Source organism: Pseudomonas sp. GM17 (genome assembly GCF_000282175.2).
In the GTDB taxonomy this organism is placed as follows: domain Bacteria; phylum Pseudomonadota; class Gammaproteobacteria; order Pseudomonadales; family Pseudomonadaceae; genus Aquipseudomonas; species Aquipseudomonas chlororaphis.
In genome coordinates this window covers 4,917,948-4,938,944 of sequence record NZ_CP124732.1, presented here as the reverse complement: position 1 = coordinate 4,938,944, position 20,997 = coordinate 4,917,948, and the positions used below count along the sequence as shown (strand labels likewise).

At 66.6% G+C, this 20,997-nt stretch carries 13 protein-coding genes and 3 pseudogenes; 11 read left to right on the top strand and 5 right to left on the bottom strand.

Annotated elements, in window-relative coordinates:
• Window positions 1-19: 19 nt before the first annotated feature.
• Entirely contained in the window at window positions 20-1,645 is a 1,626-nt protein-coding gene (locus tag PMI20_RS21915) for an NADP-dependent glyceraldehyde-3-phosphate dehydrogenase (RefSeq protein WP_007929333.1), read from the bottom strand.
• A gap of 460 nt (window positions 1,646-2,105) precedes the next feature.
• On the opposite strand from PMI20_RS21915, the gene PMI20_RS21910 reads away from it, so the two are divergent.
• From PMI20_RS21910 to PMI20_RS21900, 3 genes are all read left to right on the top strand, one after another.
• Complete coding sequence (locus PMI20_RS21910; RefSeq protein ID WP_007929334.1) at window positions 2,106-2,507, top strand: c-type cytochrome; 402 nt, start codon at window positions 2,106-2,108, stop codon at window positions 2,505-2,507.
• Between the two features lie 86 nt (window positions 2,508-2,593).
• Window positions 2,594-3,922, top strand: coding sequence for a D-arabinono-1,4-lactone oxidase (locus tag PMI20_RS21905; protein WP_162136181.1), 1,329 nt, complete (start codon window positions 2,594-2,596; stop codon window positions 3,920-3,922).
• Window positions 3,923-4,006: 84 nt separating this feature from the next.
• The gene (locus PMI20_RS21900) at window positions 4,007-5,215 is read left to right on the top strand and encodes a DSD1 family PLP-dependent enzyme (protein ID WP_162136182.1); all 1,209 of its coding nucleotides are present in this window, start codon (window positions 4,007-4,009) and stop codon (window positions 5,213-5,215) included.
• A 171-nt stretch (window positions 5,216-5,386) separates the two neighbouring features.
• On the opposite strand, the gene PMI20_RS21895 is transcribed toward PMI20_RS21900, so the two are convergent.
• On the bottom strand, window positions 5,387-6,337 hold the full coding sequence (locus PMI20_RS21895; RefSeq protein WP_007929337.1) for a SphA family protein: 951 nt from the start codon (window positions 6,335-6,337) through the stop codon (window positions 5,387-5,389).
• A gap of 271 nt (window positions 6,338-6,608) precedes the next feature.
• Here PMI20_RS21895 and PMI20_RS21890 point away from each other — a divergent pair, with 271 nt between their 5' ends.
• The 3 genes from PMI20_RS21890 (at window position 6,609) to PMI20_RS21880 (ending at window position 9,628) form a co-directional block, all read left to right on the top strand.
• On the top strand, window positions 6,609-7,646 hold the full coding sequence (locus PMI20_RS21890; protein ID WP_007929339.1) for an AraC family transcriptional regulator: 1,038 nt from the start codon (window positions 6,609-6,611) through the stop codon (window positions 7,644-7,646).
• Between the two features lie 100 nt (window positions 7,647-7,746).
• Window positions 7,747-8,631 carry a Dyp-type peroxidase gene (locus tag PMI20_RS21885; protein WP_007929341.1) on the top strand — a complete coding sequence of 295 codons (885 nt, stop codon included), beginning with the start codon at window positions 7,747-7,749 and terminating at the stop codon, window positions 8,629-8,631.
• A gap of 28 nt (window positions 8,632-8,659) precedes the next feature.
• Window positions 8,660-9,628 carry a Gfo/Idh/MocA family protein gene (locus PMI20_RS21880; RefSeq protein WP_007929343.1) on the top strand — a complete coding sequence of 323 codons (969 nt, stop codon included), beginning with the start codon at window positions 8,660-8,662 and terminating at the stop codon, window positions 9,626-9,628.
• Between the two features lie 156 nt (window positions 9,629-9,784).
• Here PMI20_RS21880 and PMI20_RS21875 read toward each other — a convergent pair whose 3' ends face one another.
• The 3 genes and pseudogenes from PMI20_RS21875 to PMI20_RS21865 form a co-directional block, all read right to left on the bottom strand.
• On the bottom strand, window positions 9,785-11,443 hold the full coding sequence (locus tag PMI20_RS21875) for a phosphoethanolamine--lipid A transferase (protein ID WP_007929345.1): 1,659 nt from the start codon (window positions 11,441-11,443) through the stop codon (window positions 9,785-9,787).
• Between the two features lie 132 nt (window positions 11,444-11,575).
• A pseudogene (locus PMI20_RS21870) lies at window positions 11,576-12,312 on the bottom strand (TorF family putative porin).
• Between the two features lie 118 nt (window positions 12,313-12,430).
• Window positions 12,431-14,172: pseudogene (locus tag PMI20_RS21865) on the bottom strand (amidohydrolase).
• 103 nt (window positions 14,173-14,275) lie between these two features.
• Between PMI20_RS21865 and PMI20_RS21860 the strand changes: the two are divergent.
• From PMI20_RS21860 to PMI20_RS21840, 5 genes and pseudogenes are all read left to right on the top strand, one after another.
• A pseudogene (locus PMI20_RS21860) lies at window positions 14,276-15,192 on the top strand (LysR family transcriptional regulator).
• Between the two features lie 38 nt (window positions 15,193-15,230).
• Complete coding sequence (lexA, locus tag PMI20_RS21855; RefSeq protein ID WP_007929352.1) at window positions 15,231-15,848, top strand: transcriptional repressor LexA; 618 nt, start codon at window positions 15,231-15,233, stop codon at window positions 15,846-15,848.
• Window positions 15,848-16,465: a translesion DNA synthesis-associated protein ImuA gene (imuA, locus tag PMI20_RS21850; protein WP_007929354.1), complete on the top strand. Its 618-nt coding sequence runs from the start codon at window positions 15,848-15,850 to the stop codon at window positions 16,463-16,465. Before lexA ends, imuA begins: the two co-directional genes overlap by 1 nt.
• Window positions 16,466-16,472: 7 nt before the next feature.
• Window positions 16,473-17,831 (top strand): Y-family DNA polymerase, encoded by a 1,359-nt coding sequence (locus PMI20_RS21845; protein WP_007929356.1) that lies wholly within the window; start codon window positions 16,473-16,475, stop codon window positions 17,829-17,831.
• A 53-nt stretch (window positions 17,832-17,884) separates the two neighbouring features.
• Window positions 17,885-20,968, top strand: a complete 3,084-nt coding sequence (locus PMI20_RS21840) for an error-prone DNA polymerase (protein ID WP_007929358.1) — start codon at window positions 17,885-17,887, stop codon at window positions 20,966-20,968.
• Window positions 20,969-20,997 lie beyond the last annotated feature (29 nt).

Here is a 20,997-nt window from a genome sequence, read left to right as displayed (position 1 = left end):
CAGGGGAAGTTCTCCGTTTCTAGAAAATGTAATCGGTGGTCAGGAAGCTCGACTCGCGGTTACGGATGATGTCGCTGATCAGCTCCTTGTTGCTCTCCTGGAACTTGGTGGCCACCAGGGTGCGGATCGAGAAGGTGCGCAACGCGTCATGCACCGACAACGTACCTTCGGCGGAGTTCTTGCGCCCGTTGAACGGGTAGGTGTCCGGGCCGCGCTGGCACTGGGCGTTGAGGTTGATCCGCCCGACCTGGTTGGCGAAGGTGTCCACCAGATGCCCGACTTGTGCCGGCTCGGTGCCGAAGATACTCAGCTGCTGGCCGAAGTCCGATTCCAGGACATAGTCGATCACCGTTTCCAGGTCGCGATACGGCACGATCGGCACCACCGGCCCGAACTGCTCTTCCTGGTACACGCGCATCTGGCTGTTCACCGGGTACAGCACCGCCGGGTAGAAGAACGACGCCCGCGTTTCGCCGCCGCCGGGGTTGACCACTTTGGCGCCCTTGTCGATGGCGTCGGCCACTAGGGCATGCAGGTAATCGACCTTGCCCGACTCCGGCAGCGGCGTCAGCGCCACCCCCGGTTCCCACGGCATGCCGGGTTTGAGGCTGAGCAGCTTGGCGTTGAATTTCTCGATAAAGGCATCGACCACGGTTTCGTGGACGAAGAGGATCTTCAGCGCGGTGCAGCGCTGGCCGTTGAACGACAGCGAGCCGGTGACCGCCTCGTTGACCGCGTTATCCAGGTCCACTTGCGGCAGCACGATGCCGGGGTTTTTCGCGTCCAGGCCCAGGGCGGCGCGCAGGCGGTGCGGCTTGGGGTGCAGTTTCTTCAGGTCGCTGGCGGCCTTGTTGGTGCCGATGAAGGCGAAGATATCGATCTTGCCGCTGGCCATCAGCGCGCTGACGGTTTCCCGGCCGCTGCCGTAGATCACGTTGATCACCCCGGCCGGGAAGCTGTCGCGGAAGGCTTCCAGCAGCGGGCGGATCAGCAGCACGCCGAACTTGGCCGGCTTGAACACCACGGTGTTGCCCATGATCAGCGCCGGGATCAGGGTGGTGAAGGTTTCGTTCAGCGGGTAGTTGTACGGGCCCATGCACAGGGCCACGCCCAGGGGCACGCGGCGGATCTGGCCGAGGGTGTCCTGTTCCAGCTCGAAGCGGCTGGAACGGCGGTCGAGTTCCTTGAGGGCGTTGATGGTGTCGACGATGTAGTCGCAGGTGCGGTCGAACTCTTTTTCCGAGTCCTTGAGGTTCTTGCCGATTTCCCACATCAGCAGCTTGACCACCGCCGAGCGCTGTTCGCGCATGCGCCCGAGGAAGGTTTCGACGTGCTGGATGCGCTCGGCCACGCGCATCGTCGGCCACGCGCCCTGGCCACGGTCGTAGGCGCGCACGGCGGCGTCGAGGGCGGTCAGCGCGGTATCGGCGTCGAGCAGCGGGGTGCTGCCGAGAATCACTTGTTCGTCGCCATGGGCGGTGGCCAGGTACACCGGGCTGCGCACCAGGGCCAGGGGTCCGTTCCAGGTCTGCAACTGACCGTCGACCAGGTACTCGCGTTGCTCGACCTGGCCGTCCAGGCGGTACTGCGCGGGGATGTCGGCGGCGACGGGAAACAGCGTGTTCAACAGATGGGCTGTGGTCATGACTCTATTCCGTAATGGCAATGGGCAATGCACCGGCGGGCTGGAGCGCGCCGGCGCTGACGGGCGAGACAGGTCTCCAGGAGTTTGGTTCTACGGGTATACGCCCTGGTGTCTCGGGTCTTTAGCAAAAAGCTGAGCCAAAATGGCGGAAAGTCGTGCAGCAGAGGTGTGAAGGTGTGGTTCTTTGGGCCAAGAGTAGCCGTTTTTTCCCTTGGAAAAACAGCCTTTGTTTCAACCGGCGCTGAACAATTGGCGGATCAGGTTGGGTAGAGCGCATCTGCTTCTGTAGGAGCGCAGCTTGCGCGCGATAGCCGCATAGCGGCGATTCAGTCAACGCATCGCGCTCACAGGCCTGGCCGCAGATGCCCCCCTCGCTGGCCCGCAATGCCCTCAGGCCGTGGCCGCGCCTGCCTTAGTGTTGGCTCTGGGTCGATCCCGACCGTCACCCGAGAGGAACACCATGCCGGCACCGACTGCCTCGCTGCGGTTTTCATCCGTCGTCACGCTGTATCGCCTGGGGCGCGTCGCCCTGTGGCTGGCACTGGGCGGGCTACTGGTGGCCTGCGGCGACAAGCCCGCGCCGCCATCGGCGGCCACCCTGCAACAGCTGCCTGACGATCCGGCGCTGGCGCGGATCTATGACAGCAGCTGCAAGCTCTGCCACGCCAACCCGGCGTCCGGCGCGCCGCTGACCGGCGATATCCAGGCCTGGCGCCCGCGCATCGTCCAGGGCGCCGACACTCTGCTGGACCACAGCATCAACGGCTATAACGGCATGCCGCCGATGGGCCTGTGCATGCAGTGTTCCGAGGAGCAGTTCCTCGGCCTGATCCGCTTCATGTCCGCACAAGACCTCCAATAATCCGGCACAAGGACACTGGCATGAGCATGCCCCTCACACGACGTCAGCTGTTGCAACGCGCTGCAGTGGCCGGGACCTTCAGCGCGCTGGCCAGCAACCCGCTGCTGGCCGAGCTGGCGCGGGCGCCCCGGCTGATTCCCTGGCGCAACTGGTCCGGCGCGCAAAGCTGCCTGCCCCTGGCGCGGCTGGCGCCCAAGGACCTGGACGAGCTGGTGCAGGTGATTCGCCAGACCCCGGGCAAGATCCGCCCGGTGGGTTCGGGGCATTCCTTCAGCGCCCTGGTGCCCACCGACGGCACGCTGCTGTCGCTGAGTTTTTTCAGCGGCCTGCTCAGCCACGATGCCGCCACCTTGCAGGCCGAGTTCGCCGCCGGCACGCCGATGTCGCGCATGGGCGCGCCGCTCAAGGCGATCGGCCAGGCCCTGCCGAACATGGCCGACATCGACTACCAGACCCTGGCCGGGGCCATCGCCACCTCGACCCACGGCACCGGCGTCGGCTTCAAGTCCTATTCGGCCCAGGTGTGCGGCCTGCAACTGGTGACCGCCAGCGGCGAGGTGCTGGACTGCGACAGCCGCCGTAACGCCGAAATCTTCAACACCGCGCGGGTCTCCCTCGGTGCGTTGGGCGTGGCCACCCGGGTGCGTCTGCAGAATCGCCCGGCCTATCGCCTGCAGGAAAAACAGTGGATCGCCAAGACCGAGGAACTGCTCGAAGACCTGGCGAAAAACACCCGCGAGAACCAGCACTGGGAAATGCTGGTGGTCACCCATTCCGACTACGCACTGTCGATCGCCCTGAATGAAACCGAAGACCCGGCGACCCCGCCCGTGGACCCGGCACAAGAGGGCGGCAACGAGTTCGTCAGCCTGATCGAGAACCTCGATAAATACCTCAGCGACTTTCCCGAAACCCGCCGCACCCTGCTCAACAGCCTGCGGCATTTCGCCCGTTTCGACGACCGGGTCGGCGACTCCTACGAGGTCTACGCCAACGTGCGCAACGTGCGCTTCAACGAAATGGAATACTCGGTGCCGGCCGAGCACGGCCCGGCCTGCCTGCGGGAAATCCTCAAGCTGATCCGCGACAAGGACCTGCGCACCTGGTTTCCCATCGAGTACCGCTATGTCCAGGCCGACGACATTGCCCTGAGCATGTTCGAGGGCCGCGACAGCTGTTCGATCTCGGTGCACCAGCACTACGCCATGGACCACCACAACTTCTTCGCCGCCATCGAACCGATCTTCTGGAAGTACGCCGGCCGCCCGCACTGGGGCAAGTTGCACAGCCTCAACGCCCGGCAGTTGCAGGCGTTGTACCCGCGCTGGCGGGAATTCACCCGGGTTCGCGAAGCGCTGGACCCCGGCGGCAAGTTCCTCAATGCACACCTGTCGTCCATCCTGGGCGTGGTCTGAAGGGAGATAAAAAGCATGAATCGACGCAACTTCCTGCTCGGTACCGCGGGTGTCGGCGCCTTGTTGGCGGGGGTGGGCGCCTGGCTGCGGCCCGCCGACCGGGGCGGGCCCTACAGCGACTATTTCCGCGCGCTGAACCAGGAACTCAAGGCCCACGGCCCGATGCGCCCGGTGCTGCTGATCGACCTCGATCGCCTGGACCACAACATCGATGTGGTGCTGCAGTCGGTCAAGCGCGGCGGCAAGCAGCTGCGGCTGGTGGAGAAATCCCTGCCGTCGCCGGGGCTGCTGGCGTACATCGGCCAGCGTGCCGGTACCCAGCGCCTGATGTCGTTCCACCAGCCATTCCTCAATCACGATGCCCTGCGTTTTCCCGAGGCCGATATCCTGCTGGGCAAGCCGCTGCCGGTGCGTTCGGCCGAGCTGTTCTACCAGGGCCACAAAGGCCGGTTCGACCCGAGCCGGCAGTTGCAATGGCTGATCGATACCCCGGAACGTTTGCAGCAATACCTGGCCCTGGCCCGCGGCCTGGGCACCCGGCTGCGGATCAATATCGAGCTGGACGTCGGCCTGCACCGCGGTGGGGTGAAGGACAGCAGCGGCCTGGGGCCACTGCTGACCCTGATCGCGGCCAACCCCCAGCACCTGGAGTTCGCCGGTTTCATGGGCTACGACCCCTTTGTCGGCATGGGCGTGCCGGGCATTCTCGGCTCGCCCGAAGCGCTGTTCGCCAAGGTCATGCAGCGCTACCAGAGCGCCGTGGACTTCACCCGGCAACGCCATCCGGCGCTCTGGCAGCCGGGGCTGACCCTCAATACCGCCGGCAGCCCCAGCTACCGCATGCATGAGCGGGAACAGTTGAGCAGCGAGGTGTCGGTGGGCACGGCGATGCTCAAGCCGACCCATTACGACCTGCCATCCCTCAGCGAACATCGGCCCGCGGCCTACATCGCCACCCCGGTGCTGAAAAACACTGGCCCGGTGCGCATCCCGGCGCTGGACGACAAGTCGAAGCTGTTGGCCTGGTGGGACCCGAACCAGCGCGAGACATTCTTCATCTACGGCGGCAACTGGCAGGCCGAGTTCGAGTCGCCGGCGGGGCTGCAAAGCAACGGTCTGTTCGGCCGCAGTTCCAACCAGGAGATGGTCAACGGCTCGCCCGCCGTGGGCCTGGGACCGGACGACCAGGTGTTCCTGCGGCCAATGCAGAGCGAAGCGCTGCTGCTGCAATTCGGCGACCTGCTGGCGGTGCGCGGTGGGCGGATCGTCGAGCGCTGGCCGGTCTACAGCTAGGTTTTTGCGCTGTCCTCGAGGCCTTTCGCGGGCAAGCCTCGCTCCTACGGCGTGCGCGTTCTGCTTCTGTAGGAGCGAGCGGGCGGCGATCCGACTTGCCCGCGATGACCGTGACGCGGAATGTCTGAACCACCGCGTTATCGTTCATCGCGCGCAAGCTGCGCTCCTACATTACAAAGAGAACGGAATCGTCAGCTTGGCCCACAGCATCTCGCCCTCGGGCCGGTTCTCCACGTCGAACTCCTTGGCCCAGCGGATCTCCGCGCTGGCGTACTTGAGGAAGGTCAGGTACAGCGCCGGGCCGATGGCGAACACCTGGCCGCGCACGCCGTCGTCCACGTCCTCGCCGAGAAACTGCACGGTGCGGCCGTACTGTTTGTCGTCGCTGGTCTGCTTCAGGTAGTAGCCGTTGAGCCCCAGGCTCAGGTTATCGGTCACCTTGTAGCTGGTGGAATAGTCGAAGTGGAAAATCTGCCCGGACTTGTAGTCGGTGGCGTGGTTTTCCTCGTTGAAGCTGTAGGTGGTCTTCAGCGACAGCTCGGTGCGCGGGGTCGGCAGCCAGGTCACCGAAACCAGCGGCTTGTAGGTGTAGAAGTTGTTGCTGGTGTTGGCCAGGCGCGTCGCGTCGTACTTGCCGGTGGGAATGGTGATTTCCACGGCGGCGCCCAGGGTCAGGTTCTTGCCCAGGTCCCACAGGATGATCGGCGCGATGGTGGTGTCGCCCATGCTTTCGCGCTGGTCCTTGAGGCCGAAGACCCCCACCTGCTGGCGCAGATAGGGCTGCGCCACGTAGCCGCCGAGGCGCCCGCCGAATACCCGCAGCGGGCTCAGGTAGTCGAGGCGGGGAATGATCGCGTCGGAGACGATCCGCACGTCCGGCACCTTGCCGCCCAGGGAACTGATATTCAGCTTCCGCGCTTCGTAGTGGTTGTAATACAGGTTGAAGGCGAACATGTGGTCCGGCAGGCCGTTGACATCCAGCGGCAGGATGAAAAAACCGTCGGTGCCGGGGCCGATATTGTCGACCCCGGATTCGCTGGCCGGGGCCAGGGCGGGCAGGGCGGCGAGGCAGGCCAGGCTGGCGGCGAGGCGCCGGGGGAGAGGGGGGCGGGTCGAATTCATGTTCGGGCTCTTATTATTGTCAGTGGGCGCGCAGTGGGCCGGTTTCCGGCCGCCCCATAGGAATAAGCCTTCGACGCCCGGGCAGGCAGGGTATTGGCGGCCACTGAGGGGGACTTTCGCGGCCAGCCTGCAATGACTTGTTACATCCTTCCGTGAACGCGAGCGGAAAACGCTATGCTGAGCGGGCGCTCGCCTCGCCCTGGCGGTGATGGGAGCGGGGCGCATAACCAGAATAAGCATTGCAGCCGAACCGGCTCGGGACCCGATGCCCATGCAGACGAAAGCCGTCGATCCACAGTACCAACTGGCCCTGGTTTCACCCTTCTTGTTGCAGACCCTGGCCGAAGTCGCCGGCAGCCACGGCGTCGATCCGCACGCCCTGTGCCGCGGCCTGGGCTTCACCCTCGACGACCTGCAGGACCCTGCGCAACGCATCTCCTACCGCCAGGCCGTGGCGATGATCCAGCGCGCGCTCAAGGCCTTGCCCCGGCAGGGCCTGGGCCTGTGGGTCGGGCACCAGAACGTGCTCGGCACCCTGGGCCTGCTGGGGCATGTGCTGTCGCTGTGCAAGACCCTGCGCGATGCCTTCGACATCGGCATCCGCCACCAGCACACCTCGGGCGGCATCGTCAGCTGCACGGTGCGGCAGCAGGGCGACGAGTTTTTCGTCGAGGCCGAATGCCGGCTGCCCTACAGCGAGGTGCAGATCTTTGCCGTCGAAGAGTTCTTCGCCAGCCTGCCGGTCTATGGCCGCGCCCTGGTCGGCGCCGATTTCAAGGCGCTGCGGGTCGAGTTCATGCACGCCGCCCCGGCCTACCAGGATGAGTACCAGCGCCTGCTGGGGCCGGACGTGCACTTCGGCTGCCTGCACAACCGCATGGTCATCGCTGGCGAATGGCTTGATACGCGTCTGCCCAACCACCACGCCGTGGCCCTGCGCCAGGCGCTCAAGCTGCTGGAACTGGAAAGCGCCCAGGTGCACCGCAAGCTGGACCTGATCCAGGCGGTGGAGCGGGCCATTTCCCGCGACCTGACCCAGGGCAGCCATATCGACCAGGTCGCCAGCGACCTGAACATGAGCGGGCGCACCCTGCGCCGGCGCCTGAGCGAGCACGACCTGACCTTCGACGCGTTGCTGGAGCAGGTGCGCCGGGCGCGCACCCTGAGCCTGTTGGCCAACCCGCAGCTGTCCATCGAGCGCATCACCGAGGCGGTGGGCTACAGCGACGTGCGCAGTTTTCGCCGGGCGTTCAAGCGCTGGACCGGCCTCAGCCCCAGTGCCTATCGGGAGGAGGGCGGTCAGACGTAGGGCAGGGGCGTGGCCATTCACCGCATCACTTCATGGGTGTCTAAACCCCCACAAATTGTGGTGCTCCGGGTAAACTCCGGGCTTTCTTCAAGGAGTCGCTATGAGTTACTACCAGCCGGGCATTCTTGCCACCCCCGTTCCGAGCCAGGCTCGTCACCTGTTTTTCGCCCTCGAATCCATCGAGGCGCTGCCGGCGGCGATCGATCGTCTGCTGACGCTGGTGGATGGGAAAACGGCGGTAGCAGGGTTTGGCGCGTCGCTGGTCAAGGCGCTGGGCGCCCGCGTGCAGGGGCTCAAGGCCTTCCCGGCGCTGACCGGCGTCGGCGTCGACAACCCTTCGACCCAGCATGCGCTGTGGGTCTGGCTGCATGGCGAAGACCGCGGCGAGCTGCTGCACCGCGGCAACGCCCTGGCGGCCGCCCTGGCCCCGGCGCTGCGCCTGGTGCAGATGAACGAAACCTTCCGCCACAAGACCGGCCACGACCTGACCGGTTACGAGGACGGCACCGAAAACCCCCACGATGAAGAGGCAGTTTCCGCGGCCCTGGCCGATGGCAGCGACGGCCTGCGCGGTGGCAGCTTCGCCGCGATCCAGCAATGGCAGCACGACTTCAAGGGCTTTGCCGCGATGCATCAGGAGGAGCGCGACAACATCATCGGCCGCCGCCTGAGCGACAACGAAGAGCTGGACGACGCGCCGGCCTCGGCCCACGTCAAGCGCACCGCCCAGGAGAGCTTCACCCCCGAGGCCTTTATGGTGCGCCGTTCGATGCCATGGATCGAAGGCGACAAGGGCGGCCTGATGTTCCTCGCCTTCGGCCACAGCCTCCAGGCCTTCGAAGTCCAGCTGCGACGCATGAGCGGCCTGGAAGACGGCATCGTCGACGGCCTGTACCGCATGAGCCGGCCGATCACCGGCGGCTACTACTGGTGCCCGCCGCTGCTGGACGGCCGCCTCGACCTGCGCGCCCTGCAAGCGGTCTGACCGGCCCATGGGCACCGCAGGAGAGGGCATGCCGCCTGTGCGCTGGGGCATGATCGGTTGTGGCAGCGTCACCGAGCGCAAGAGCGGCCCGGCCTTCTACAAGGCACCGGGTTCGGCCCTGGTGGCGGTGATGGGCCGGCGCCTGGAAGCGGTGCGGGACTATGCGGCGCGCCACGGCATCGCGCGTTTCTACACCGATGCCCAGGCGCTGATCGACGACCCCGAGGTGGACGCGGTGTACATCGCCACGCCGCCCGACAGTCACCACGCCTACAGCTTGCGGGTGGCCGCCGCCGGCAAGCACTGCTGCGTGGAAAAGCCGATGGCGTTGAACGCCGCGCAAAGCCTGGAGATGCAGCAGGTTTTCCAGCGGGCCGGCTTGCACCTGTTCGTGTCCTATTACCGCCGTTCCCTGCCGCGCTTCCAGCAGGTGCGGCAATGGCTGCGGGACGGGCGCATCGGTGAGGTCCGCCACCTGAACTGGACCCTGACCAAGGCGCCGTCCGAGGCCGATCGCAATGGCGGCCGCAATTGGCGTACCGACCCCCAGATTGCCGGCGGCGGTTACTTCGCCGACCTGGCGAGCCACGGCCTGGACCTGTTCCAGTACCTGCTGGGGGACATCACCGAGGTCGCCGGTTTCACCGCCCGGCAGGCCGGGCTGTACAGCGCCGAGGACGCGGTGAGCGCCAGCTGGCGCTTCGCCTGCGGCGCCTTGGGCACGGGGGCCTGGAACTTCGTCGCGGACCGTCGGGTGGACCGGGTGGAGATCATCGGCAGCCAGGGGCGTATCGCTTTCTCGGTCTTCGACGAGCATCCGCTGCACTTGGACGCCGATGAACAGCTGAGCCTGTTCATCGACAACCCCGAACATATCCAGTGGCATCACGTGCTGGGCATGAACGCCCATATCCGTGGCGAAGCGCAGCACCCGGCGCTGGCCGCCGAGGCGATGAAAACCGACCGGGTCATGGACCTGATCCTCAAGCGCGGTTAGACCCTACGGAACGTGCACGATCTTCTTCTGTAGGAGCGCAGCTTGCTCGCGATGAACGATAACGCGGTGTATCAGATACCCCGCGTCGCAGCCTTCGCGAGCAAGTCGGATCGCCGCCCGTTCGCTCCTACAGAAGCCAAGCGCTATCCAGCGGCGCTAGTGCGCCGCGGTCATGTTCGGCCGGCACGAATGGAAGATGTCCAGCTGCGGTTGGTACAGGCTGGTCTTGACCTCGAACAGCCCGAGCACCGAGTGGAACAGGTTGTCGTGGCTCAGGTCCGGCTCGCCGCTCTTGCCTTGCAGGCAGTCGCGCTGGATGCCCAGGTCATTCAGGGCCTGCTGGCCGAACCACATCAGCATCGGCACATGGGTCTGCGCCTGCGGCGCCAGGGCGTAGGGCGCGGCGTGCAGGTACAGGCCGTTTTCGCCGAGGGACTCGCCATGGTCGGAGACGTACAGCATCGAGGTGTCGAAGCGTTGCTGGTTGTGCTCGAGCAACTCGATGACCCGGGCCAGGAAGTGGTCGGTGTAGAGGAGGGTGTTGTCGTAGACGTTCACCAGTTCCTCGCTGCTGCAACTGCCCAGCTGGTTGGTGTGGCAGATCGGGGTGAAGCGCTCCAGGCTCTTCGGGTAGCGCTCGTAGTACTCCGGGCCGTGGCTGCCGTCGGCGTGCAGGACGATGATCGCGTTGTCGCCGAGGCGGTCGATGTACTGCTGCAGGTCCACCAGCAGGGCTTCGTCCAGGCAGTTCTTGCCGTCGCAGAAGGGGCTCGGCTGGGTCTTGGGAATGTCGCGGTTCGGCACCCGCAGGCAGGTGTCCTTGCAGTCGCTGTTGTTGTCCAGCCACAGCACCTGCACGCCGGCCCGTTGCAGCACATCCAGCAGGCCTTCGTAGGTCTTGCCCTTCTTGTCGCTGTAGTCCTCGCGGGGAAACATCGAGAACATGCACGGCACCGAGACCGCAGTCGAGGTGCCGCAGGAGTGCACCTGGGTGAAGTTGAGGATGTCCAGCTTGGCCAGCTCCGGGTTGGTGTCGCGGGCATAGCCGTTGAGGGAGAAATGGTCGGCGCGGGCGGTCTCGCCGACCACCAGGATCATCAGCGACTTCTTCTCCCGGGTGCTGGCCTGGGCGCTCATCGTCGCGTCCTGGCCGATCGGCTGGATCACCAGGTGTTGCTTGATCCCCAGGCTCTGCTTGGCGTATTTGCCGAGGGCGTAAATGTAGTTGGTCGGGTTGATGAAGTGGGTCAGCTTGTCTTCTTCGCGAAAGATCGGCGCGTAGGTGGAATAGAAGGCGCCGACCGAGACCGCGATCACCAGCACACAGCCGGCGATCACCAGCAGCTTGTTCAGCAGGCCGCGAAAGAACGGCCGGTAGCGCACCGGGGTGCGCCAGATCAGCACCACCGGCAGCAGGCCCAGCACCAGCAGGTAGCCCAGCAGCTTGAAGTTGAACAGCGCGGCGGCTTCGTCCGGGTTGGTCTCGAACACGTTCTGCACCATCACCGTGTCGATGGTGATGCCGTACTGGTTCATGAAATACGCGGCGGCGGCCGAGGTCAGGGCCACCAGGGTCAGCGCTGGCTTGAGGGTCCAGCGGAAGGACACCAGGGTCAGCAGCAGGGTGATGGCGGCCCACAGGAACAGCCCGAAGGAAGCGAAGAACGCCAGCTTGTGCAGGCCTTGCAGGCTGATCAGGTTGCCCAGGGCGTGCCAGGTGGCGAAGTTGTAGAGCAGCACCAGCGCCAGGGAAAACAGCAGCACCAGGCGGGTCGATGTGAGTGACGCGAATCGCAGTCCTTTGCCCAAGACCATTTCAGTTCGTTCCTCTACCTGTGATGAAGACGCCAGCAGTTGCACTGCCGACTATAGAGAGGGATTGGTAAAAAAAATGTCGAAAGGGCGCTGCTTTTCGTATCGGTTCACGCCAACCAGCGCCCGCGGGATTCAGAAGGTCTTCCTGGCACTGGCGACCCAGGTCGCGCCACACAGGTCGCTGAACCCGTAATTGCCGGTGCACTGGCTTTTCGACAGGTCGGTATCGATATAGCTCAGGCCCAGTACCACGCCCGCCACTTCACGGGTCAATCTGGCTTCCCATTCGTGGTAGGCATCCTCGCCCTGGCCCGAGGCCGAGATCAGCCGCGGGTCCTTGAAGTCCATCTCGCCGTAACGCAGCTTCAAGCCCAGGCCAGGGGCAGCTCGGTTTCGTAGCCGAGGTAGCGGTACAGGGTGCTCTGCTGGCTGTCGATGCCCGGCGCATCGTTGGAGTAATAGGCCGCCAGGCTGAACCCGTAGGCGCTGAAAATCCCGTAGACCTCGCTCTGGTTGAATTGCCCTTCCCTGGGGTAGCTGTACTTGAGGTAGCCCAGGTCGAGGCTGACCGCGTCGCTGGCCTGCCACAGCCAGCCGGCGTAGTAGTCGACTTCCTGGCGGGTCTTCAGGCCGCCGCCGAAATCGACGTTGGAGGTCCAGGCGCCCAGGTACAGGCCGCTGCTGTGCAGCAGGGTCGCGGCGGCCTGCGCGGCGGGGTCGTTCTGGGTCTGGGAAATGCCGCGGGTGCGGTAGTCGCTGGCCAGGGTCAGTTCCAGTTCCACGGCAACATCATCGGTCAGGGGCAGGGCCTGGCTGCCCGGGGGCAACAGGCTCAAGGCACCGATGGCGAACAGGCTGAGGGTCTTCATGTGGGCGTCCCGTATTGTTGTGATTGTTATGGGCAGGTTTCGGGCAAGGCTGCGCCGGCCCACACGCGCAAGGACGTGGGGCGGGGCAGTGGATCAGCTGGTTTTCAGACGGATCGGGTTAGAGAGGCCGGGCGTAGACTTCGCGGCCGGCGAACCAGGTCTGCAGCACCTGGGTTTCGTGCAGGGCCTTTTCGTCGACCTTGAACACGTCGCGGTCCAGCACGATGAAATCGGCCTGTTTGCCGGCGCTCAGCGAGCCGATCCGCTGTTCCAGGCCGATGGCGCGGGCGGCGTTGAGGGTGTAGGCGTAGAACATGGTTTCACGGTCCAGGCGCTCGTCGGCGTTGAGCACCCCCAGCGGCCCCTTGCGGGTGATGGCCTGGGCGATGGCGTTCCACGGGTTGGGCGAGGACACCGGCCAGTCGCTGGCCCCGGCGAGGGTCGCGCCTGCTTGAGCAGGGAATGCGCCGGGTACTGGTAACGGAAGGCCAGGGCGCTGACGTAGGGCTTGATCATGTCCAGGGTGTAGTCGTCCGCCGAGGCCCACAGCAGTTGCATCGAGGCGATGACCCCCAGCGGCTTGAAGCGGGCGAACTCTTTCGGGTTGACCATCTGCAGGTGGGTGATGGAGTGGGCGATGCCGCTCTGGCGGTCCTTGCGCGCCTGGGCGATGCCATTGAGGGATTCGCGCACCGCGCGGTCGCCGATCGCGTGGATATGCACCCGCCAGCCGCGCTGGTCGATGGCGCTGACCAGTTCGCCGAAATGCTCGGGATCGATCAGCAGTTCGCCCTGTTTGTGCGAGTTGCTGTAGGGATCGATCATCGCCGCGCTCTGGGCCGGGTACTCAATCACCCCGTCGGCGAAGATCTTGACCCCGGGCAGGGTCAGGTTGGGGATGCCCTGGAATTGCTGGCGCACCTGCTCCAGGACGTCGAGGTCGGCAGGAAGGCTTTTCGGGTTGGCCACCAGCAGCGCGGCGACATGCGCGCTCATGCCGCCGCTCTCGGCCAGCGCCTTGTAGGCCGGCAGCACACCGACGGTCTGGGCGGTGGGCTTGAGGGCGAACACCGCCTCGCCGGGAGCAGCGTTGGCCGCCGGGTCCATCCAGGCGGTGATGCCCAGGCTGTTGTTGTAGCGCACCGCCGACTGCGCCGCATTGAGCAGGGCGGCAGCGCTGGGCACCGGCATTTTCGCCGCGACCCGGTCCCAGCCGGCGTCCACCAGGAAGCCGTTGGGGCGGCCGTCGGCGAGCTTGCCGATGGTGTCGCGCTCGGCCTGCGGCAGGTTCTTGAGCAGGGCGGCGTCGATGCCGGCGCGCTCGAGCATCGCATTGTTGGCCCAGGCGGTATGGTGATCGCTGCCGGTGAACACCACCGGCACCCTGGCCCATTCGCCGGCGTTGAAGCGCTGGCCCAGGGCTTCGGCCTGGGCCCAGTAGGCCGAGCTCATGCCGGCGATGCCGAGGACATCGCCATGCCTGGCCTTGCCGTCGTCGCGCCAGGCACGCAGCTTTTTCTCCAGCTCGTCGAGGCCGACCACCTCGTCCTGCATGTTGGCCGAGGTCATTTCCAGGCCGCCGAAGATCGCGTGGGAATGGCTGTCGATCAGGCCGGGCATCAGGGTCTTGCCGCCGAGGTCGATGACCCGGGTGCCGGTTTCGATCAGGGCCTTGATCTGCGCGTCGCTGCCCACCTGCAGCACCTTGCCGTCGGCCACCGCCAGGGCCTGGGCCTTGGGTTGGGCGCGGTCGGCGGTGAACACCTGGCCGTTGAACAGCACCAGATCGGTGGCGGCCATGGCTTCCATTGAGGCAAAACTCACTGCAATCGTCAGCAGATTCGGGATGAATCTTTTCATTGAGTATTTCCTTGTTATTGCGTCTGATGGCCAGCTTATTGGCTTGCCAGAGCCGACAGAACGCCTCGCTGATGAAAAACGTTTTTGCCTGAATGGAAAAAGCATGGACAAGTTGAGTGCACTGAAAATGTTCGTGGTCACCGCGCAGCTGGGCAGTTTCAGCCGCGCCGCCGAGCAGTTGGGCAAGACCCCTCGGCCCTGACCAAGGCGGTCAATCACCTGGAGGTCGAGCTGGGCGCGCGCTTGTTCGAGCGCAGCACCCGACGGATCCTGCTGACGGAAGTGGGGCGGCTCTACCTGGACACCGCGCGCCAGGTCCTGCAGCGGCTGGAGGAGGCCGGCGAGGAAATCGAGCAGTTGCAGCATGGCCTGCGCGGCAACCTGAAGATCACCGCGCCGCTGGCCTATGGACAGGCCTTTCTCGACCAGGTGTGTGGCGGTTTCCTCGAGCAGTACCCGCAGATCGACCTGCAGGTGGACCTGTGCGACGAGTTCGTCAACCTGCTGGAAAGCGGCTACGACCTGGCCCTGCGCGAAGGCCATGACGACCTGCCGGGGCTGATCGCCCGGGTGGTCGGCAGCAATTGCCTGGCCCTGTGCGCCAGCCCGGCCTACCTGGCGCGCAAGGGTGTGGCGGTGACGCCGCAGACCCTGGATGAACACGAATGGCTGCTCTATCGCCATCCCTTGCTCAGCCGCGAGTTCTGGTGGGTCGAACGGGACGGGCAGCGCCTGAGCCTGCTGCAACCTCGGGCGCCACGCTTGCGCAGCGACAATTACGACCTGTTGCTGGCCAATGCCCTGGCCGGGCGCGGGCTGCTGCACACCCCGTTGTGGAGCGCGGCGCCTTACCTGGCCGACGGCCGCCTGGTGCGGGTGATGGCCGACTACGCCATCGACCCGGACTGCTTCGGGCCGCACATCCTCGCGGTCTACCCCAGCCATCGACGGGCCACGGCCAAGGTGCTGGCGTTCATCGATTACATCAGCGCGTTCCTGGCGAGCCGTGGCCTGGGCTGACTGGCGGTTCTTGTCAGGAAAACCCGGGTGGAGTACAAATGTACTCCATGACCACTTTATCTCCCCGCCGCAGTGCCATCCTGACCTTTATCCGCGAGCGCATCGCCGAACATGGCCAGCCCCCGAGCCTCGCTGAAATCAGCGAGGCCTTCGGCTTCGCCTCGCGCAGCGTGGCGCGCAAGCATGTCGTGGCCCTGACCGAAGCCGGCTTCATCGAGGTCAACCCCAACCAGGCCCGGGGCATCCGCCTGCTCAACCAGCCGCCGCGCCCCGAACTGCTCGACATCCCGGTGCTCGGCCGGGTCGCCGCCGGCCTGCCGATCGGTGCCGATGCCGAGGTGCACAGCCGTTTGCTGCTCGACCCGGCGCTGTTTTCCCGCACCCCCGACTACCTGCTGCGGGTCCAGGGCGACTCGATGATCGAGGACGGCATCCTCGACGGCGACCTGGTGGCGGTGCGCCGCGACAGTGAGGTGCGCAACGGCCAGATCGTGGTGGCGCGGCTGGACGGCGAGGTCACCATCAAGCGTTTCGAACGCCTGGCCGATGGCGTGCGCCTGCTGCCGCGCAACCCGGCCTATGCGCCGATCCTGATCGGCGAGGACCGCGACCTGGCCATCGAAGGGGTGTTCTGTGGCCTGGTGAGGCAAGGCTGATGGGCGCCGTCGTGGCACTGGAGACGCTGTTCAATGCCGGCCGGGTGTGGAAGGGCCGCCCGACGGCGCCCGCGGCCAGCCCGCAACCCACCGGCCACGCCATGCTGGACGCGGCCTTGCCCGGCGGCGGCTGGCCGGAAGCGGCGCTGACGGAAATCCTCATCGCCGCCCAGGGTGTCGGCGAGCTGCAACTGCTGTGGCCGACCCTGGCCCGGCTCTCGGCCGCCGGCGAACGCATCGTGCTGGTGGCGCCGCCCCATGTGCCGTATCCCCAGGCCTGGCAGAGCGCCGGGGTCGACCTGCGCCAGTTGGCGGTGATCCAGGCCGGCGAGCGGGATGCCCTGTGGGCCGCCGAGCAATGCCTGCGTTCGGGCAGTTGCGGGGCCGTGCTGTGCTGGCCGCAACAGGCCGACGACCGCGCCTTGCGGCGTTTGCAGGTGGCGGCCGAGACCGGCCAGACCTTGGCCTTTGCCTACCGCTCCCTCAAGGACGCCATCAACCCTTCGCCGGCGGCCCTGCGCCTTGCCGTGGAGGCGCGGCCGGCGCAGCTGCGGGTGCTCAAGTGCCGTGGCGGCCTGGCCCATTCGGCACCGATCGCCTTCGCCCCGGGGCCCTGAGGTTGCCATGCGCTGGGTCTGTATTCTGTTCCCGCAATTGGCGCTGGACGCGGCGCTGCGCCAGCGCCCCGAACCGGAGGCCGCGCTGGCGCTGCTCAGCAGGACGCCGCAGCGCCGGGTGATCCAGGCGGTGAATGCCGCGGGCCGCGAGCTGGGGTTGCGCCCCGGGCAGTCGTTGACCGCCGCCCAGGCCCTGAGCAAGGACTTCGCCAGCGCCGAATACGACGCCGAGGAAATCGCCCGTTGGCAGCAGTTTCTCGCGGCCTGGGCCTACCGCTTCAGCTCCCAGGTCAGCGTGCATTACCCGCGCACCCTGGTGTTCGAGATCGAGTCGAGCCTGGGCCTGTTCGGCCCCTGGCCACAGCTGGAGGCGCGCCTGCGCCAGGAGCTGGGCGAGCTGGGTTTTCGCCACCGCATCGTCAGCGCGCCGAATCCGGCGGCGGCCCGGGTGCTGGCCAATGCCTACGACGGGCTGGCGGTGACCGACCTGGAACCGTTGCGCCAGGCCCTGGGGCGCATGCCCGTGGAGCGTCTCGGCCTGCCGCCGGGCACGGCCACAGCCTTGTCGCGCATGGGCCTGCGCACCTTCGCCCAGGTGCGTGGGCTGCCGCGGGACACCCTGGCCCGGCGTTTCGACGCGGGCCTGCTCAAGCACCTGGACACTCTGTTGGGCGAGCGCTCCCTGGCGCTGGCCTTCTATCAGCCGCCGGATCGTTTCGATCTGCGCATCGAATTGAATTTCGACGTGCTGTCCCATCAGGCCCTGCTGTTTCCCCTACGCCGCCTGGCCAGCGACCTGGCGGCGTTTCTCTGTGGCCGTGACAGCGGGGTGCAGCGCTTCGAGCTGCACCTGGAGCATGTCGAGCTGCCCGACACCCTGGTCAAGGTCGGCCTGCTCAGCGCCGAGCGCGAGCCAAGGATGCTGTTCGAACTGGCGCGCGGGCGCCTGGAGCAGGTCCAGGTGCCCGCGCCGGTGCGTGGCGTGCGCCTGGTGGCCGAGGATTTGCCGCGCTTCGTGCCGCAGCACCGCGAGCTGTTCGACGAGCGCCCGCAGCAATCCCTGCCCTGGGAGCAGTTGCGCGAGCGCCTGCGCGCCCGCCTGGGGGACGAGGCGGTGCATGGCTTGCGCTTCCACTCGGACCACCGCCCCGAATGCAGCTGGCAGCCGGTCGGCGACAGCCAGGCCTGCCCGCTGCTGCCTGGGCCCCGGCGTCCGGGCTGGCTGTTGCGCGAGCCGCTGGTGCTGGCGGAGGGGGCGGCGCGCATCCTCATGGGGCCGGAGCGCATCGAGTCCGGCTGGTGGGACGGCGGCGACGTGCGCCGCGACTATTACCTGATCGAAACCCGCGGCGGCCAGCAGGGCTGAGCATATCGCCCGGTGGGCGAGGCGGGGCCCTTGCTGTTGCAGGGCTGGTTCGCATGAAGGGCTACGCCGAACTGCACTGCCTGTCGAACTTCAGTTTCCAGCGCGGTGCCTCCAGTGCCCGCGAGCTGTTCGAGCGGGCGGCGGCCCAGGGCTACCAGGCCCTGGCGATTACCGACGAGTGCAGCCTGGCCGGCATCGTCCGGGCCTGGCAGGCCTCGAAGGACTGCAATCTACCGCTGATCGTCGGCAGCGAAATGCGCCTCGACGACGGCCCGAGGCTGGTGTTGCTGGTGGAGAGCCTGGAGGGTTACCAGGGCCTGTGTCGGCTGATCACCCGTGGCCGGCGCCGGGCGCAGAAGGGCCAGTACCAGCTGCTGCGCGAAGACTTCGAACAACCCTTGCCGGGGCTGCTGGCCCTGTGGCTGGCGGACGGTCAACCAGAGGGTGAGCAGCAAGAAGCGGGGCGCTGGTTGCAGCAGGTGTTCGCCGACCGGCTATGGCTGGCCGTGGAGCTGCACTGCGGGCAGGACGATCAGCGGCGCCTGGGCGAGTCGCTGGCGCTGGCCCGCGGGCTGGGCATTGCCGCCGTGGCCTGCGGCGATGTGCATATGCATGTACGCGGGCGGCGGGCCTTGCAGGACACCATGACCGCGATCCGCCATCACGTGCGGGTGGCCGAGGCCGGCCAGCGCCTGCACCCCAATGGCGAACGGCATTTGCGCAGCCTCGAGGCCTTGCGCGGGCTATATCCGCCGGCCTTGCTGGAGGAGTCGCTGAGGATTGCCGAGCGCTGCCATTTCGACCTCGGGCAGTTGCACTACCAATACCCCCGGGAACTGGTGCCCCAAGGGCAGACGCCGGCCAGCTGGCTGCGCGAGCTGACCGAGCGCGGCATCGTCAAGCGCTGGCCCGGGGGCGCCAAGCCCAAGGTGCTCAAGCAGATCGACGATGAGCTGGAGCTGATCACCGAGCTGGGGTACGAGAGCTATTTCCTCACGGTGCACGACATCGTCAACTTTGCCCGCGGCCAGTCGATCCTCTGCCAGGGCCGGGGCTCGGCGGCCAACTCGGTGGTGTGTTTCGCCCTGGGCATCACCGAGATCGACCCGGACCGCTCGACCCTGCTGTTCGAGCGTTTTCTCTCCCGCGAGCGCAACGAGCCGCCGGATATCGACGTGGACTTCGAGCACGATCGTCGCGAGGAAGTCCTGCAGTACGTGTTCCAGCGTTACGGCCGCCACCGCGCTGCGCTGACCGCGGTGGTCAGCACCTACCACGGCGCCGGCGCGGTGCGCGATGTGGCCAAGGCCCTGGGCCTGCCGCCGGACCAGGTCAACGCCCTGGCCGATTGCTGCGGCCACTGGAGCGATACGCCGCCGGCCGTCGAGCGCCTGCGGGAGGCCGGTTTCGATCCGGACAGCCCGGTGCTGCGCCGGGTCCTGAGCCTGACCGGGCAACTGATCGGCTTTCCCCGGCACCTGTCCCAGCACCCCGGCGGCTTCGTGATTTCCGAGCAGCCGCTGGACACCCTGGTGCCGGTGGAAAACGCGGCCATGGCCGAGCGCACCATCATCCAGTGGGACAAGGACGACCTGGACGCGGTCGGGCTGCTCAAGGTGGACGTGCTGGCGCTGGGCATGCTCAGCGCGATTCGCCGCTGTTTCGATCTGATCCATGGCTATCGGGACCAGCGGCTAAGCCTGGCCAGCATCCCCGCCGAGGACCCGGCCACCTACGAGATGATTGGCCGCGCCGACACCATCGGCGTGTTCCAGATCGAGTCGCGGGCGCAGATGTCGATGCTGCCCCGGCTCAAGCCGAAGGATTTCTACGACCTGGTGATCGAGGTGGCCATCGTCCGGCCGGGACCGATCCAGGGCGGCATGGTCCATCCGTACCTGCGCCGGCGTGACAAAAAGGAGGAGGTGACCTATCCCTCCAGGGCACTGGAGGTGGTACTGGAGCGGACCCTGGGCGTGCCGCTGTTCCAGGAGCAGGTGATGCAGATCGCCATCGTCGCCGCCGACTACACCCCCGGCGAGGCCGACCAGTTGCGCCGTTCCATGGCCGCCTGGAAACGCCACGGCGGCCTGGAACCCCATCGCCTGCGCCTGCGTGACGGCATGCGCGCCAATGGCTACAGCGACGAGTTCGCCGCGCAGATCTTCGAGCAGATCAAGGGCTTTGGCAGCTACGGTTTCCCCGAGTCCCACGCCGCCAGTTTCGCCTTGCTGACCTATGCCAGCTGCTGGCTCAAATGCCACGAGCCGGCGGCCTTCGCCTGCGCCCTGATCAACAGCTGGCCCATGGGTTTCTACAGCCCCGACCAGATTCTCCAGGACGCGCGCCGGCATCAGTTGGCGATTCGTCCGGTGGACGTGCGCGCCAGCACCTGGGATTGCAGCCTGGAGCCGCTGGCCGGCTCGCAGCCGGCGTTGCGCCTGGGGCTGCGGATGATCAAGGGCTTTCGTGAAGACGACGCGCGGCGGATCGAGGCGGCGCGTGGGCATGGCCCGTTTGTCGACATCGCCGACCTCGGGCAACGGGCGTGCCTGGACAGCCGCGCCCAGGAGCTGCTGGCCGATGCCGGCGCCCTGCACGGACTGGCCGGGCACCGGTATCGGGCGCGCTGGGAAGTGGCGGGGGTGCAGCAACAGCTCGGCCTGTTCGCCGGCCTGCCGCGCCAGGAGGAAGCGCCGGTGGTCTTGCCGCGGCCGACGGTCGGCGAAGACCTGCAGGCCGATTACCTGAGCGTCGGCACCACCCTGGGGCCGCATCCGCTGGCCTTGTTGCGGGGCGAGCTCAAGGCCCGGCGCTGCCGCAGTTCCCGCGAGCTGCTGGAGGTCGAGCACGGGCGCCCGGTGAGCATCGCCGGGCTGGTCACCGGGCGCCAGCGACCGGGCACCGCCAGCGGCGTGACCTTCGTCACCCTGGAAGACGAGTTCGGTAACGTCAACGTGGTGGTCTGGCGTGACCTGGCCGAGCGCCAGCGCAAGGTCCTGGTGGGCGCGCAATTGCTCAAGGTCGATGGCACCCTGGAAACCGAAGGCGAGGTCCGCCACCTGATCGCCGGGCGCCTGAGCGACCTCAGCGACCTGCTGAGCGGTATCACCGTGCGCAGCCGCGATTTCCGCTGATGTAGCCACTGCCGCAGGCTGCGACAAGG